Source organism: Pseudomonas sp. (genome assembly GCF_030683065.1).
GTDB lineage: Bacteria > Pseudomonadota > Gammaproteobacteria > Pseudomonadales > Pseudomonadaceae > Aquipseudomonas.
The window spans coordinates 54867-71017 of sequence record NZ_JAUXMX010000046.1; the positions used below are offsets into that span (position 1 = coordinate 54867).

General features: G+C 61.7%; 13 protein-coding genes. 5 read left to right on the forward strand and 8 right to left on the reverse strand.

Features of this window, described 5'->3' with window-relative positions:
- Positions 1-17 precede the first annotated feature (17 nt).
- Positions 18-866: a universal stress protein gene (locus Q8K09_RS15245; protein ID WP_305255827.1), complete on the reverse strand. Its 849-nt coding sequence runs from the start codon at positions 864-866 to the stop codon at positions 18-20.
- Between the two features lie 132 nt (positions 867-998).
- Here Q8K09_RS15245 and Q8K09_RS15250 point away from each other — a divergent pair, with 132 nt between their 5' ends.
- Positions 999-3716 carry a cation-transporting P-type ATPase gene (locus tag Q8K09_RS15250; RefSeq protein ID WP_305255828.1) on the forward strand — a complete coding sequence of 906 codons (2718 nt, stop codon included), beginning with the start codon at positions 999-1001 and terminating at the stop codon, positions 3714-3716.
- Between the two features lie 66 nt (positions 3717-3782).
- Here the strand turns inward: Q8K09_RS15250 and Q8K09_RS15255 are convergent, their stop codons facing one another.
- On the reverse strand, positions 3783-4367 hold the full coding sequence (locus tag Q8K09_RS15255; RefSeq protein WP_305255829.1) for an ACP phosphodiesterase: 585 nt from the start codon (positions 4365-4367) through the stop codon (positions 3783-3785).
- 129 nt (positions 4368-4496) lie between these two features.
- Here Q8K09_RS15255 and Q8K09_RS15260 point away from each other — a divergent pair, with 129 nt between their 5' ends.
- Both Q8K09_RS15260 and Q8K09_RS15265 read left to right on the forward strand, forming a co-directional pair.
- Complete coding sequence (locus Q8K09_RS15260; RefSeq protein WP_305255830.1) at positions 4497-4799, forward strand: helix-turn-helix transcriptional regulator; 303 nt, start codon at positions 4497-4499, stop codon at positions 4797-4799.
- A gap of 63 nt (positions 4800-4862) precedes the next feature.
- A complete protein-coding gene (locus tag Q8K09_RS15265; protein ID WP_305255831.1) occupies positions 4863-5912 on the forward strand; it encodes an alkene reductase in 1050 nt (349 codons plus the stop codon).
- Between the two features lie 80 nt (positions 5913-5992).
- Here the strand turns inward: Q8K09_RS15265 and Q8K09_RS15270 are convergent, their stop codons facing one another.
- From Q8K09_RS15270 to Q8K09_RS15285, 4 genes are all read right to left on the reverse strand, one after another.
- Entirely contained in the window at positions 5993-6754 is a 762-nt protein-coding gene (locus Q8K09_RS15270) for an amino acid ABC transporter ATP-binding protein (RefSeq protein WP_305255832.1), read from the reverse strand.
- A gap of 11 nt (positions 6755-6765) precedes the next feature.
- A complete protein-coding gene (locus Q8K09_RS15275) occupies positions 6766-7863 on the reverse strand; it encodes an amino acid ABC transporter permease (protein ID WP_305255833.1) in 1098 nt (365 codons plus the stop codon).
- 10 nt (positions 7864-7873) lie between these two features.
- Positions 7874-9058, reverse strand: coding sequence for an amino acid ABC transporter permease (locus Q8K09_RS15280; RefSeq protein ID WP_305255835.1), 1185 nt, complete (start codon positions 9056-9058; stop codon positions 7874-7876).
- A 98-nt stretch (positions 9059-9156) separates the two neighbouring features.
- A complete protein-coding gene (locus tag Q8K09_RS15285; protein ID WP_305255836.1) occupies positions 9157-10185 on the reverse strand; it encodes an amino acid ABC transporter substrate-binding protein in 1029 nt (342 codons plus the stop codon).
- 484 nt (positions 10186-10669) lie between these two features.
- Here Q8K09_RS15285 and Q8K09_RS15290 point away from each other — a divergent pair, with 484 nt between their 5' ends.
- Positions 10670-11356, forward strand: a complete 687-nt coding sequence (locus Q8K09_RS15290) for an alpha/beta hydrolase (RefSeq protein ID WP_305255837.1) — start codon at positions 10670-10672, stop codon at positions 11354-11356.
- On the forward strand, positions 11353-13254 hold the full coding sequence (locus tag Q8K09_RS15295; RefSeq protein WP_305255838.1) for an acyl-CoA synthetase: 1902 nt from the start codon (positions 11353-11355) through the stop codon (positions 13252-13254). The genes Q8K09_RS15290 and Q8K09_RS15295 overlap by 4 nt, the downstream gene beginning before the upstream one ends.
- A gap of 264 nt (positions 13255-13518) precedes the next feature.
- On the opposite strand, the gene Q8K09_RS15300 is transcribed toward Q8K09_RS15295, so the two are convergent.
- Both Q8K09_RS15300 and lysA read right to left on the reverse strand, forming a co-directional pair.
- Positions 13519-14469, reverse strand: coding sequence for a LysR family transcriptional regulator (locus Q8K09_RS15300; protein WP_305255839.1), 951 nt, complete (start codon positions 14467-14469; stop codon positions 13519-13521).
- Between the two features lie 171 nt (positions 14470-14640).
- Positions 14641-16092, reverse strand: coding sequence for a diaminopimelate decarboxylase (lysA, locus tag Q8K09_RS15305; RefSeq protein ID WP_305255840.1), 1452 nt, complete (start codon positions 16090-16092; stop codon positions 14641-14643).
- Between the last annotated feature and the right edge of the window lie 59 nt (positions 16093-16151).

Genomic DNA, 16151 nt, shown 5'->3' on the forward strand with positions numbered 1-16151 from the left:
CGCTCCGCCTCAACCTCTCAGGCCTGCGGCGGCACGCAGAGAATGTCGCACGGCAACTCAGCCAGCAGTGCCCCGGCGACGCTGCCGAGCAGCAAGCGCCCCAGCCCCTTGCGGCCATGCGTGGCGATCACCAGCAGGTCGGCTTGCACCTCCTTCAATTCCTGGGCAACCACCTGCCGAGGCATGCCTTCGCGCACCCGCACGCGGCCATCGGGCAACGTCATTGCGGCATCATGCAGGTTGCCAAGCAACGTCAGCAAAGCCTCCTCGGCCTGGGATTCAAGCAAACGATGGTCGATCGCCGCCTCTGTCAGCATGCCCATGGGAATGGGTTCCAGAGCATGCAGTACCGTGCACTGCTGCGGGTCGAGCAGGCCCAGCCGCTGTGCGCTGGCCATGGCCTGAATGGCCGCGGGCGATAAGTCGAGCGCCGCCAGGGCATGCCGATAATCGGCAGTGGCTGGTTGCGCGACACGCAGGACCGGCAGCTGACTGCCACGAATCAGGCGTTCCACACTGGTGCCCAGAAAGAAGTCACGCAGCGGCGTCTTGCGGTGGCTGCCGACCACCAGCAGGTCGGCATTCATGCTCTGGCATGCCTCGAAGATGATCGGTTCGATTTCGCCACTGCTCACCAGCACCTGCGGCCGGCTACCCGTCTGGTCGGCCAGTTGCTGCGCTTGCTCATCGAGGAGCCGCTGAACCCGCTGCACATGCTCGGCAACGAAGTCCTGCGGCGCGTCGTCATCGACCACATGCACCAAGGCCCAATCGCCGCCGCCCTGCTCTTTGATCAACCGGGCGGCACGTGCCACGGCATGCGCAGAACGCTGCGAAAGGTCGGTCGCCACCACTAGCTTGATCATCTCGTTCACCTTGCCTGCCTGTAAGTAGTGGGACATTCGAGCGCAAAACAGGCCCCGGGGTGTTGATACAGATCAGACCATAGCTGGCAAATAAGACTACTGTATCGGCACTGTACGTATGGAGATGCCTGAATGGACAGCCGACAACCTGCCAACGCCGAAGCGGCCTGGCACACACTCGACGCACAACAGGCCCTCGACGCCTTGCACAGCACCCGGAGCGGGCTTACCGAGGATGAGGCTACGGCGCGCTTGCAACGCTATGGGGCCAACCGCCTGCCGCCGCCCAAGCGGCGCGGCCCGCTAATGCGTCTGCTGCTGCAATTTCACAATGTACTGTTGTACATGATGATGGCGGCATCCGTTGTTACCGCCCTGCTCGGACAATGGGTGGACACTGCGGTGATCCTCGCTGCGGTGCTGATCAATGTGCTGATCAGCTTCATCCAGGAAGGCAAGGCGGAGCACGCCCTGGATGCCATCCGCAACATGTTGTCGCTGCATGCCATGGTCTTGCGCGATGGCGAGCGCCGGGAAATACCCGCAGAACACCTGGTGCCAGGCGATATCGTCGCGCTGGTGTCCGGGGACAAGGTGCCGGCGGACCTGCGCCTGCTCCAGGTAAAGAATTTCAACGTAGAAGAAGCGGCGCTGACTGGCGAATCGGTACCGGTCGAGAAGTCCATTGCCTGCTCGGCCGCCGACGCCGTACTCGGTGACCGCCGTTGTATTGCTTATTCTGGCACCTTGGTCAGCAGCGGCCAGGCACTCGGCCTGGTGGTAACAACTGGCAGCCTCACCGAACTGGGGCGCATCGGCAGCATGCTGCAACTGGTGGAGTCGATATCCACGCCATTACTGCGGCAGATCAGCGGCTTCAGCCGCTGGCTGAGTGCAGCACTGCTGGTCTTGGCGATCGCCACCTTCACCCTCAGCACCCTGTGGCACGGCCAGGACCCAGCCGAGATGTTCATGATGGTAGTGGCCTTGACCGTTGCGGCCATCCCCGAAGGATTGCCGGCGATCATTACCGTGATTCTGGCCCTCGGCGTACAGCGTATGGCCCGGCAAAAGGCCATCGTACGGCGCTTGCCGGCGGTCGAGACCCTAGGTTCAGTGACCGTGATCTGCTCGGACAAGACCGGCACCCTGACCCGCAACGAGATGACCGTACAACGCTTGGTCAGCGCCGATCGGAGCATCGACGTCAGCGGTGTCGGTTACGCGCCTGCGGGCGGCTTCCACCTCAACGGTGCGCCCCTGGACGTCGATCAGGCCCTGCTCGACATCGGCCGCGCGGCGCAACTGTGCAACGATGCCCGGCTGGAGGAAGACGCTGACGGCAACTGGTTACTGCATGGCGACCCGACCGAAGGCGCACTGGCCACCCTGGCCCTGAAAAGCGGCCTCGACCCGCTGGCCACGCAGACCGACTTGCCGCGCACCGATGCCATCCCCTTCGAGTCGGAACACCGGTTCATGGCCACCTTGCACCATGACCATAGTGGGCATGGGGTGATCTACCTCAAGGGCGCACCCGAGCGACTGCTGGAGATGTGCAGCCAGCAACGCACTGCCGACGGCGACCAGCCACTCGATGCAGACTTCTGGCGGCGTCAGGCCACTGACTTGGCGGCCCATGGCTTGCGCCTGCTGGCCATTGCCAGCCGCCCGGCCGACGCCGAACAACGCAGCTTGAGCTTCTCCGATGTCGAGCAGGGCTTCACCCTGCTCGCCTTGTTCGGCATCATCGACCCGCCTCGCGCAGAGGCTATCAGCGCCGTGGCCGAGTGCCGGCGCGCCGGTATCGCGGTAAAAATGATTACTGGCGACCACGCCGAGACTGCCCGCGCCATCGGTGCGCAACTGGGCATCGGCATTGACCGGCCCGCGCTGACCGGCGCCGAAATCGAGCTGCTCGACGAGGACCGTCTCAGCGAACTACTACCGAACATTGAGGTGTTCGCTCGCGCCAGCCCGGAACACAAGCTGCGCCTGGTAAAGGCCATGCAAGCCAATGGCGAAGTGGTGGCCATGACCGGTGACGGGGTCAACGATGCGCCAGCACTTAAGCGTGCAGATGTTGGCGTAGCCATGGGCCACAAAGGCACCGAGGCGGCCAAGGAAGCCGCAGAAATGGTTCTCGCCGACGACAACTTCGCCACCATTACCGGGGCCGTGCGTGAAGGCCGGGCGGTCTACGACAACTTGAAGAAAAGCATCCTCTTCATGCTGCCGACCAATGGCGGCCAAGCCCTGATCGTGATCGCCGCGATCCTGTTCCAGCTGACCCTGCCACTGACCCCAGCCCAGGTACTGTGGATAAACATGGTCACCTCCTGCACCCTGTGCCTGGCATTAGCCTTCGAGCCGGCCGAGCGCGGCCTGATGGCTCGCCCGCCAAGACCACCAAAGGAACCCCTGCTTTCCGGCTTCTTCGCCTGGCGCGTACTGATGGTCTCGCTGCTGATGATGGGCGGCAGCCTAGGCCTGTTCCTCTGGGAACTGGAACGTGGCACCAGCCTGGAAAGCGCCAGGACCATGGCGGTGAACACCGTAGTGATCTGCGAGATGTTCTACCTGTTCAACAGCCGTTATATGTTCGCCTCGGTGCTCAATCGCGAAGGCTTGTTCGGCAACCCCAAGGTGTTGCTGGCCATCGGCGTGTGCCTGGTGCTGCAACTGCTATTCACCTATGCGCCACCCATGCAGCAGGTATTCGGCTCCACCGGACTGGGCGGTGCTGAATGGCTGCGCGTGCTGCTGGCCGGTTTACTGCTGTTCTGCGTGGCGGAACTGGAGAAAGCGGTTATTCGCCGCTTTCGCCTGCATCCCCAGGCCGTCGGCTGAACCCAGCGGGCGACGCCCCTGGTAGGGTGTGCTGCGCCCACCGGCGGTGCCCGGGATTGCACCGGGCTAGGGCTCGCGGCATAGCTCGCCGCGGGCGAAGGCCATCAGCTCCGGATAGAACTGGCGAAAATCCTCGCTCAGTGGCTGATACAGGCGTTCCAGCTCGAGCAGGCTGCCGTCCAGCACGCCGGGGCGTGAAATGCGCCGGCCCATGCCGGCAATCACCTGCTCCAGCACCGCAAACTCGCGGTAGCGGCCCAGCCAGTCCTGGCTCGCCATGCGCGGCGCAATCTGGGCCAGGCGCTCGGGCAAAAACGGCTCATCGGCCAAGACCCGATACACCCGCCCGGTGAACTGCGCCAGCGGCTCGGCGGCGTAATCCGCCCAATTCAATGCCAGGCAATGGTCAAAGAACAGGTCCAGAAGGATTCCGGCATAACGTCGCCGTCCGGCGGGAAAGCGCGCACGGGCATGGGCCAGCAGTGCGTGACTGTCAGTAAAAGCATCGATGCGCCGATGCAGGACAATCGCCGCTTCGATATCCGCAGGCCACTGTCCGGCCAGCCGGCCTTTGACGAAATCGCCATACAGGCTGCCAAGCAGTTGCGCCGGCGCGTCGCCGCCAAGGTGCAGATGAGCGAGATAATTCATGAGCCAGAGCTTACACATCAGTGCCGGCAATGAGCACTATCGGCGCAAACGATCTGTATATCGCTTCAGCTCGATATAAGGTTCGCCCCATCGCGATATGGCGCGACGACAACCCTGGACACTGCAGACATGCCCATCGATATCGATGAAGTGATCAAAGCCCTCGCCCACCCGGTGCGCCGCGACATCCTGCATTGGTTGAAGACCCCTGAGGCTTATTTCGCCGACCAGGATCATCCGCTGGAAATCGGTGTGTGTGCCGGCAAGATCGACCAGCGCACCGGGCTGTCGCAATCGACGGTCTCGGCCCACCTGGCGACTCTGCAGCGGGCCGGCCTGGTGATCAGCAAGAAGGTCGGCCAGTGGCATTTCTTCAAACGCAACGAGGACGTCATCCAGGATTTTCTGCGCCATATCAGCCACGAGCTTTAACCCACCCCTATGCCAGCACCTGAACCCAGGTTCAGGGCATGACAACCGATGGAGAACCACCCTATGCCGACACTTTTCGACCCGATCAAGATTGGTGACCTGGAGCTGAACAACCGGATCATCATGGCGCCCCTGACCCGCTGCCGTGCCGACGAAGGCCGCGTGCCTAATGCACTGATGGCCGAGCACTACGTGCAGCGAGCCTCCGCCGGCCTGATCATCAGCGAGGCCACCGCCGTCACGCCCATGGGCGTCGGCTATCCAGACACCCCCGGCATCTGGTCCGACGCACAGGTGCGCGGCTGGAGCAACATCACCAAGGCCGTACATGCCAATGGTGGCAAGATCGTCCTGCAACTGTGGCATGTCGGGCGCATCTCCCACCCCAGCTACCTGAACGGCGAGTTGCCAGTGGCGCCCAGCGCGATCCAGCCCGCAGGCCATGTCAGCCTGGTTCGACCGCTCGCTGAATACGTCACCCCGCGCGCCCTTGAAACCGAGGAAATTGCCGATATCGTCGAGGCCTATCGCCAGGGCGCAGAAAATGCCAAGGCCGCCGGTTTCGATGGCGTAGAAGTCCACGGCGCCAACGGCTACCTGCTCGATCAGTTCCTTCAGGACAGCACCAACCAGCGCAGTGATCGCTACGGCGGCTCCCTGGAAAACCGTGCGCGCCTGATGCTCGAAGTAACCGATGCAGTGATATCGGTATGGGGCGCCGGCCGGGTCGGCATGCACCTGGCACCGCGTGCGGACAGCCACGACATGGGCGACAGTAACCGCACCGAGACCTTCACCTACGTTGCCCGCGAACTGGGCAAGCGCGGCATCGCCTTTATTTGCGCCCGCGAAAAAGAAGCCGATGACAGCCTGGCACCAGGCCTCAAGCAAGCCTTCGGCGGCGTATTCATCGCCAACGAACGCTTCACCAAGGCGCAAGCCAACGCCTGGCTCGCCAGCGGCAAGGCCGATGCGGTGGCCTTCGGCATCCCCTTTATCGCCAACCCGGACCTGCCCGCCCGCCTCGCCGCGGACGCCCCTTTAAATGAGCCACAACCAGAAACCTTTTATGGCGCCGGGCCGGTCGGCTATATCGATTACCCACGGCTGTAATGCTGCAGGGCGCGACATACCCGCCGCAATGAAATGAAAAAAGGAGCCCAAAGGCTCCTTTTTTCATGGCTGCAGCACTCTCAGTGGAGGATCTGGCTGAGGAACAACTTGGTGCGCTCGTTCTGCGGGGTGTTGAAGAAGGTTTCGGGATCAGCCTGCTCGACGATCTCGCCCTTGTCGAGGAAGATCACCCGGTTCGCCACGGTGCGGGCAAAACCCATCTCGTGGGTCACGCAGAGCATGGTCATGCCGTCTTCGGCCAGGCCGATCATGGTGTCCAGCACTTCCTTGACCATCTCCGGATCGAGCGCCGAGGTTGGTTCGTCGAACAGCATGATCTTCGGCTTCATGCACAGCGCCCGGGCAATCGCCACGCGCTGCTGCTGACCACCGGACAATTGCCCTGGGTACTTGAGGGCCTGCTCAGGAATGCGTACGCGCTCGAGGAAGTGCATGGCGACTTCTTCGGCCTGGCGCTTGGGCATCTTGCGCACCCACATCGGCGCCAGGGTGCAGTTCTGCAGCACAGTCAGGTGCGGGAACAGATTGAAGTGCTGGAACACCATGCCCACTTCGCGGCGTACTGCTTCGATGTGCTTGAGGTCATGGGTCAGTTCGGTGCCATCAACCACAATGCGCCCTTGCTGGTGCTCTTCCAGGCGATTGATGCAGCGGATGGCGGTGGACTTGCCGGAGCCGGACGGGCCGCAGAGGACGATACGCTCGCCCTGCTTGACGTTCAGGTTGATGTCCTTGAGCACGTGGAACTCGCCGTACCACTTGTGCACGCCTTCCATCAGGATCATCGGTTCAGCGCTGGTTTGTTTATTTGCTACAGACATTGAAATAACTCCTAACGCTTGTGGCCAGTGTTCAGCTTACGTTCCAAATGCATGGAGTAGCGGGACATGCCGAAACAGAAAATCCAGAAAACCAGGGCGGCAAATACATAGCCTTCGGTAGCCATGCCTAGCCAAGCCGGATCGGTGGTGGCTTGCTTGATGCTGTTAAGCAGGTCGAACAAACCGATGATGATCACCAGGCTGGTGTCTTTGAACAGCGAGATGAAGGTGTTGACGATACCGGGGATCACCAGCTTCATGGCTTGCGGCAGAATCACCAGGCCCATCGTCCGCCAGTAGCCAAGTCCCATGGCCGCAGCAGCTTCGTACTGCCCCTTGGGAATCGCCTGCAAGCCGCCGCGAACCACTTCAGCGATATACGCCGACTGAAACAGGATCACCCCGATCAGTGCCCGTACCAGCTTATCGAAGCTCATGCCTTCCGGCAGGAACAACGGCAACATCACCGACGACATGAACAACACCGTGATCAAGGGCACACCGCGCCAGAACTCGATGAAGGTCACGCAGATCACCCGGATCGCCGGCATGTCCGAACGCCGTCCGAGCGCCAGCACCACGCCCAGCGGCAAGGCACCAGCAATACCTACGGCGGCGATCACCAGGGTCAGCATCAGGCCGCCCCATTGGCTGGTAGACACCTCACGCAAACCGAAGAAACCGCCATGCAGCAGCCAGAACGCCAGCAGCGGATAGACCACCAGGAAAATCAGGCCATACAACGCCTTGCGTGGCATTGCCGAGACAAACAGCGGGGCAGCACCGATAACGGCCAACCACAATGTCAGGTCGACACGCCAGCGCAGCCCGGTCGGGTAGAAACCGTACATGAACTGGCCAAAACGCTGCTGGATGAAGACCCAACAAGCGCCTTCCGAGGTGCAGTCCGCGCGGGTCGTACCCACCCAGTCGGCATTAATGAACGCCCACTGAATCAGCGGCGGCGCAATCAGCCAGACAAGGTAGGCGGCGAACAGGGTCAGCAGGCTGTTGAACCAGCTTGAGAACAGGTTGGCGCGCAGCCAACCGAGTACGCCAACGCTCAATAGCGGTGGCGGCAGATCGGGTTTGAAAATATGCGTGCTCATGGCTTGTCCTCTAGCGTTCGATCAGCGCCATGCGCTTGTTGTACCAATTCATCAACATGGAAATGCTGATGCTGATGGCCAAGTACACACTCATGGTGATGGCAATCACCTCGATGGCTTGTCCCGTCTGGTTAAGTACCGTGCCGGCAAACAACGAGACCATGTCCGGATAACCGATACCAGCCGCCAGCGAGGAGTTCTTCGCCAGGTTGAGGTACTGACTGGTCAGCGGCGGAATGATCACCCGCAGGGCCTGAGGCAGGATCACCAAACGCAGGGTCTTACCTGCCGGCAGGCCTAGAGAACGGGCTGCCTCGGTCTGTCCATGACTGACCGCCATGATCCCGGAGCGAACGTTCTCGGCGATGAACGCCGCGGTATAGATGGTCAATGCCAGGGTCAGCGCCATCAGCTCGGGAATCAGTACCCAACCGCCGGTGAAGTTGAAGCCGGTCAGTTCCGGCGTGCTCCATTGCAGCGGGTTGCCGGTCAGCAACACGGCCAACCCGGGCAGTATCAACAACAACGGCACGGCACCCAATGACACCGGGAACAGCTTGCCAGTGGACTCGAATCGCGCCTTCGACCAACGCGACAGCAATATGATGCCAATGATCGCCACCACCACCGCGCCGAAAAAGCTGACAAAGTTGTCAGATGGGCTGGGCGACGGCATATACAAACCGCGGCTATTGAGGAAGAAGGTCTGACCTAAATCCAGACTAGCGCGCGGGCCGGGTAACGAGAGCATTACCGCGAAGTACCAGAAGAAGATCTGCAGCAACGGCGGGATATTACGGAACGTCTCGATGTACACGGTAGCGAGCTTGCCGATCAACCAATTAGGCGACAGCCGCGCAACACCGAGGATAAACCCCAGGATGGTTGCCAGGATGATACCGATCACCGACACCAGCAGCGTGTTGAGCAAACCGACAACGAAGACCCGTCCATAGCTGTGGCTTTCGTTGTAATCGATCAGGCTTTGCGCAATGCCGAAGCCGGCATTGTTGTTTAGAAAGGAGAAGCCAGAAGTAATCCCGCGCTTCTCGAGGTTGGTCTGGGTGTTGTCGAACAGGAACCAGCCGACCGCCACAATGGCAATAACGGCAATGATCTGGAATAGCCAGGCGCGCACTTTGGGGTCGGTCCAGACCGATCCACGTGGGCGCGAGACATTTGCAGGAGTTTGCATAATAGCCCTCAAGGAAGCCTCATGCCCGCATTGGCGGGCATGGGGTTCAGGTCATCTAGAACATGCCGGCACCCCGGACGGGGCGCCGGCAAAGACGATCAGCGCACTGGCGGTGCGTATTGCAGACCACCTTTGTTCCACAGGGCGTTGAGGCCACGCTCGATCTTCAGATCGCTGCCTGCACCAACGTTGCGGTCGAAGCTTTCACCGTAGTTGCCAACTTGCTTGACGATCTGCACGGCCCAGTCTTTCGGCAGTTTCAGATCTTTGCCGAACTCACCTTCGCCGCCCAGCAGTCGTGCGACATCCGGGTTCTTGGTGGATTTAGCCTGTTCTTCGACGTTAGCCGAGGTGAGGCCCAGCTCTTCGGCGTTGACCATGGCGAACAGCGACCAGCGCACGATGTTGAACCACTCGTCGTCACCCTGACGCACGACCGGACCCAATGGCTCTTTCGAAATCACTTCCGGCAGGACCACGTAGGCTTCCGGATCGGCCAGCTTGATACGCTGTGCGTAGAGTTGCGACTGGTCGGAGGTCAGTACGTCGCAGCGGCCAGCCTCAACCGATGTGGCGCTCTCGTCGGAAGTATCATAAGTAATCGGGGTGTACTTCATGCCGTTGGAGCGGAAGTAGTCGGAGAGATTCAGCTCGGTGGTGGTACCTGCCTGGATGCACACGGTAGCGCCGTCGAGTTCCTTGGCGCTGGTGACACCCAGCTTCTTGTTAACCAGGAAGCCCTGGCCGTCGTAGTAGTTCACGCCGGTGAAGTTCAGGCCCAGGCCGGCATCGCGCGAGCTGGTCCAGGTGGTGTTACGCGACAGCACATCGACTTCGCCGGATTGCAGCGCGGTGAAGCGCTCCTTGGCAGTCAACGGGCTGTATTTGACCTTGGTCGCATCGCCAAACAGGGCAGCTGCCACTGCGCGGCATACATCCACGTCGAGGCCGAAATAGTTGCCTTTTTCATCGGCGTAGGAGAAGCCAGGCAGACCATCGCTGATACCGCACTGAACGAAGCCTTTCTTTTGTACCGCGTCCAGGGTCGCGCCCGCGTGAACGAAGCCGCTGACACCCAGAACGGTTGCGGTAGTCAGAATAGCCAGAGTGGATTTCACCATCTTCATTAAAACCTCCAGTTGCTTTTGTTGTGTTTGGAGTCTCGGCCTTACCTCCGTACCCTTTTGGGGCACGTTGATCGTGCTGGCAGCAACGCGATCAACCGGAGATCAGACCTCAGTAAGAGTCTAGTAGCCGGTTGTTTGATCGGCCATCTAAAGCACTTACTCGCCCATTGGTCGAATGGGCCAGAGACGGATAGCGATTCGCTTATCGTCAAACATGCAGCGCTTGACGAGCCTTGTGGAAACCTCCATCAAATGGCTTCCCGTCTGTTCCATACCCGGTTTGGTAATAGTGTTACCGGCCCGGGCTACAGCATCAGTCCCGGTTCGTTATAGCAAGGCCCGTACCAAAGCCTCGCCTTTGCCACCATACGGACAGGTCAAGAGCAAAACTTGTAACCTTGCGACATCTTATTCACAGATTAGCCACTCACTGAAAGTTCAGGTGCACTAAAAGATGCACGCCTGCACCACCCTGGAGCTACCCATGAATGACCCGTTGATCCTTCAGCCCACACTTGATGCCGATGCCTGCGTCATTTGGTTGCACGGCCTGGGGGCTGATCGCTATGACTTTCTCCCCGTTGCCGAAGCGCTACAGCAACAATTGCCCAGCACGCGCTTCATCCTGCCCCAGGCACCGACCCAGCCGGTGACCATAAATGGCGGCTACGCCATGCCCAGTTGGTACGACATTCTGGCCATGAGTCCGGCGCGCGCGATCAACCGCGAACAACTCGAGGCATCCGCGCAGCAAGTGATCCGCCTGATCGAAACCCAGCGCGACAGCGGCATCGACCCTGCCCGGATATTTCTCGCCGGGTTCTCCCAGGGCGGCGCGGTGGTTCTGCATGCCGCCTTCCTGCGCTGGCATGGGCCGCTGGGCGGGGTCATTGCACTGTCTACCTATGCGCCGACCTTCAGTGACGCCATGCAACTGACAGACAGCCAAAAACAACTGTCGGTACTCTGCCTGCACGGCCGGTTCGACGATGTCGTGCTACCCACCATGGGCCGCGCAGCCTACGATCAGCTAGCCGCCCGCGACGTCGCCGTGCAGTGGCGCGATTACCCGATGGCCCACGAAGTGCTGCCGGAAGAGATCCGCGACATCGCCGATTGGCTGGCGCAGCGGCTGAGCACGCCCATGCCACGAGCCGAGAACAACACATGACCAGCCCGCCCATCATTCGCGGTTTAGCCGATATCGAGCAGATCGAAGCCACTCCATTGGCCGCACGCAACCTGCCGGTCAGCACCTACGAGCTGATTAGCCGAACGGCCGCGGCGCAACCGCAGGCACCGGCGCTGTCCTTTATCCTGCAGGGCGCTGCAGACGAGCAGGCCTATCGGCTCGATTACCAGGCACTGCTGGGCAAGATCACCCAGACCGCCAACGCGTTTCATCGACTCGGGCTGCGCCCAGGCAAGGCGGTGTCATTCCTGTTGCCCAACCTGCCGCAGACCCACTTCACCATCTGGGGCGGCGAAGCAGCAGGGATCGTCAACGCGATCAATCCGCTGCTGGAGCCCGAGCATATTGCCGAGCTGATCCACGCATCCGATTCCGAATTACTAGTGACCCTGGCGCCCTTCCCCGGCACCGACCTGTGGTCCAAGGTCGAGTCGCTGCGCGGCCAGCTGCCGGAGCTCAAGGCGGTGATCTGCGTCGACATGGCCAACCTGCTGCCCGAGCCGCAGCGCAGCGCACTCAAGGCGCAACGCGGGCCGCTGCCCGAAGGCGTGCTGGACTTCGACGAACTGATCGCCGCCTGCCCGGCCGACCGGCTGGAAAGTGGCCGCCAATTTCACTCGGACGACATCGCCAGTTATTTCCACACCGGCGGCACCACCGGCACCCCCAAGCTGGCCCCGCACAGTCACGGCAACGAAGTGGCGATGGCCTACAGCATGAATTTGGTGACTCGCTTCGCGCCTGGCGACGTGACCCTCTGCGGCCTGCCGCTGTTCCACGTCAACGGCGTCATCGTCACCGGCCTGACTGCCTTCAGCGGGGGCGCCGAGGTATTCCTTGCCACGCCGCAGGGCTATCGCAACAGCGCACTGATACAGAACTTCTGGAGCATCATCGAACGGCACAAGGTCAGCTTCTTCAGTGGCGTACCAACCATCTATGCCGGCCTGCTACAGGTACCCAGCGAAGGCCATGACCTGAGTTCGCTGAAGTACGCCCTGTGCGGCGCTGCGCCGATGCCGGTGGAGCTGATCCGCCAGTTCGAGGCCAAGACCGGGCTGACCCTGATCGAAGGTTACGGCCTCACCGAAGGCACCTGCGGCACCTGCGCCAATCCTCCAGCAGGGGAGCGTCGTCCCGGCTCGATCGGCCTGCGCATGCCCTACTGCGACGTCAGCATCAAGCTGCTCGACGAGCAGGGCAACTACCTGCGCGATGCCCGGCAGAATGAAATCGGCAACCTGTGCATCCGCGGCGCCACGGTGTTCAAGGGCTATCTGCAAGCCGGCAAGAACGCCGGCATCTGGGTCGATGGCAACTGGTTCAATACCGGCGATCTGGGCCGTATCGACGCCGACGGCTATATCTGGCTGACCGGGCGCAGCAAGGACCTGATCATTCGCGGCGGGCACAACATCGACCCGCAGATGATCGAGGAAGCCCTGCACAGCCACCCGGACGTAGCCTTGGCCGCCGCAGTCGGCAAGCCCGACGAGAAGGCTGGCGAACTGCCGGTAGTATTTGTCCAGCTCAAGCCGGGCAGCCAGGCCAGCGAGGAGGAACTACTGATCCATGCCGCCGCGCATATCTCCGAACGCGCAGCCGTGCCCAAGGACGTCTGGATCATCGACGCCATCCCGCTTACCGCGGTAGGCAAGACCTTCAAACCAACCCTGCGTTTCGATGCCATTAGGCGTGTCTATCAAGCGGCAGTGGCCGAACTGGACGGCGCTATCCGCGTCGAGGTGCTCAGCGACGAGCGCCTCGGTCAGCTTGCCCACATCCACCTGCCCCATCGCGACAGCCAGCTGGAGCAGGCCGTGAGCACGCGTCTGGCGGGGTTCGCAGTGCCCATCAAGCTGCATACCCCGGATTGAAGGCATCGCAGGCGCAAGGACGCGCCCAGCGCAGCGAAGAGCGCCTGTCCCGTGACGGCACCTGCTGCCTTGGAACGCTGCACCGACCCCGTAGGGTGCCCCACACACCGCCACACAAAGGCTATATCCACGCGATTTATTAAGGGAGGGATCTGGCTTCTGCAGGCGCAGCGCGGTTGAAGCCGCGCCTACAGCAGGGCGCTTATATCGCAACAGATAAGTGCGCCATCACTAAAACATAGGAAGCCGGTGCGCACGGCGCACCTACTTGAAATACCGCGCCCGCACCGCCGCCACCGTCGCCTCGCGCAACAGGCCGATAAACAGCTGTTCCACATCGCTCAGCAGCTGGTTTTCCGGGGTCACCAGATACACCTCGTTGACCGGCAGCTCATCATAGGGCGGTAGCTGGAACAGCAGCTTCTGCGCCACAAAGGGTTTGGCCCCTTCCACGGTCAGGGCGCCGAAGCCGAGGCCGGCGAGGATCAGCCGGCGCACTTCCTCCTCGTTGGGCGACACCGCCACCAGACGGCCCCAGAACTGCTGTTGGGTACGCATTGAGCTGACTGCGCTAAGGCCCTCGCCAGGCTGGTCGCTCTCGAAGGAGACGTAGGCCAGACCGCGCAGGTCCGCCGCGGTAAGGTTGTCGCGGCCAAACAGCGGGTGGCGCGGGCCGCAGTAGAAGGCCATCTGCTCGTAGCCAATCAGGTCGAAGTGCAGGCCGGTCTGGGCGGTTTTCTTGTTGCTGATGCCGATATGCAGGCTGCCTCGGGCCACCGCTGCGACGATGTCGGCGCTGGGCTGGGAGCTGAGGCTGATCAGCACATTGGAATAGAGGCAGTGGAACCGCGCCAGGCTGTCGTCAAAGGGTTGGCAGCTGACATGGCTGGCGACCTGGATATGCAGCTCGCCGAGCACTGCACCGGCCTCGCCGGCATATTGCTCGGCCATCTTGTCGATAATGCTGCCGGCCGAGGAAATGTACTCGTAGACCCGCAAGCCCTGCTCGGTGAGGGAGAACATGCCCTTCTTGCGCTGGATCAGGCGCATGCCCAGGTGTTCTTCCAGGCGCTTAAGGGCATTGCTGACGCTGGGCTGACTAAGCGACAGCTTGCGCGCCGCGCCGGTGATGCTGCTTTCCTCGACGATCACCAGAAAGGTGTACAGCAGGTTCCAGTCCAAATTGCGCAGCAGGCGCTCGCGGGGCGACAGCATGATCGGTGATTCTCCCAGGCAGGCCGTCATATCGGCCACTTCTGGGGCAACAGTGCACTGCCCGCGAACCCGAGCGCAAGGCTAGAAGGCCATCGAACCTCGTAGGGTGCGCCGTGCGCACCGGCAATCCGCAACCGGCTGGTGCGCACGGCACACCCTACTACCTGGAACTCAATCCAGATCATGGGCCAGCAGATCGCGGTATTCGCCACGGCGACGGATCAGCCGGCTAACCTGCCGCAGGTCCACCAGCACCGCGGCAGCGGACTGGCGACCACAGTACTGGCTCATCATCTCCAGGGCATAGGCACCCACGTCGAGCAGGGCAATCACATCGCCCTGGGCGGTAGCCGCCGGCAGTTCGCGCAGGTTGGGCTGATGCACCAGCACCTGCTCCAGCACCGCGCGATGCTGGGCCAGGGCCGGCTCCTCGGCGATCAGATCCGCCACCGCGCCCTCGCCTTCGATGTCGTAATAGGTGTCACTGCTGTCGCACAGCGGCCCAGCCATGCGGCAGTTGTGGGTGTCCTGATCATCGGCGCGAGAGGCGTTGAGCATATGGAAGTACCAGCCGTGGTACAGGTCGAACAGCACGCTGTAGCCGGCATCCAGGTAGAACACCGGGCGACCCTGTCGCTGCTTGTGGGCCTCGATGCGGGTCAGCAGGATGGCGGTGTCGCTGACCATGCTGCGCCCCGGTTCGACGATCAGCTCGATCTGCTCGCCCAACGCCTGGGACACCGGTTTGATCAGCTGCTCGGCAAGCTGGGCGAAGTCGACCTCGGTGCGGTAGTTGGCGCGGTAGTGCGGCGCCACCGAATCGAAGTTGGCCTCGGCGCTGCTGTAGTTCTTCGGGAAGCCGCCGCCCAGGTTGAGGTGCTCCAGCGGGTAAGGCAGGCGCTCGGCCACCTGACGCACATAGTCGATCAGGAAGTTGGCCTCGGCCTGATACACAGCAATGTCGGTGATCTGGGTGCCGATATGGGCATGCACCCCCACCAGCTTGAGCGCGGCGGGATGGGCCAGAATCAGCTCGATGGCATCATTCTGCTCGGCAGCGGTCATGCCGAATTTGGAGGTGGATGTACCGGTTTGCCAGCCGGCGGCGGCGCCGGCCTGGATCTCCGGAATGATGCGCAGGCTGACCCGCGCCTGCTGACCCAGCTCGGTTGCCACCGCGAGAATGCGCGAAAGCTCCGACAACGAGTCGACGTTGATCGCCTTGATCCCGGCAGCGATCACCTCGCGCAGCTCCCCGACCTGCTTGGCCACGCCGTTGAATACCATTTGCGCCGGGGCGAAGCCGGCGATCTGCGCCTTGTAGAACTCGCCACCGGAGTTGACCTCCAGATCCAGGCCGCAGTCCTTGAACACCTTGAGCACCGCCAGGTTGGCGCAGGCCTTGCTGGCGAAGCAGACCCGAGTCCGGGCATGCACGCGGCGGAAGTTGTCCAGAATATCCCGGGCGTTGTCCCGCAATTTGCTTTCCGAATAGACGAACAGCGGCGAGCCATAACGCTCGACGAGTTCGAGGGCACTCACCCCGTCGATCAGCAGCTGGTTGTGGGCACTATTAAGGTGCTGCTGTCTTTTCCAGGGGTGCAGGGAGACGACTTGGCTCATAGGTTTCACCGTAGGGTGCGCCGTGCGCACCATTGCGTTATTGGGTTATTGCGGTGTCA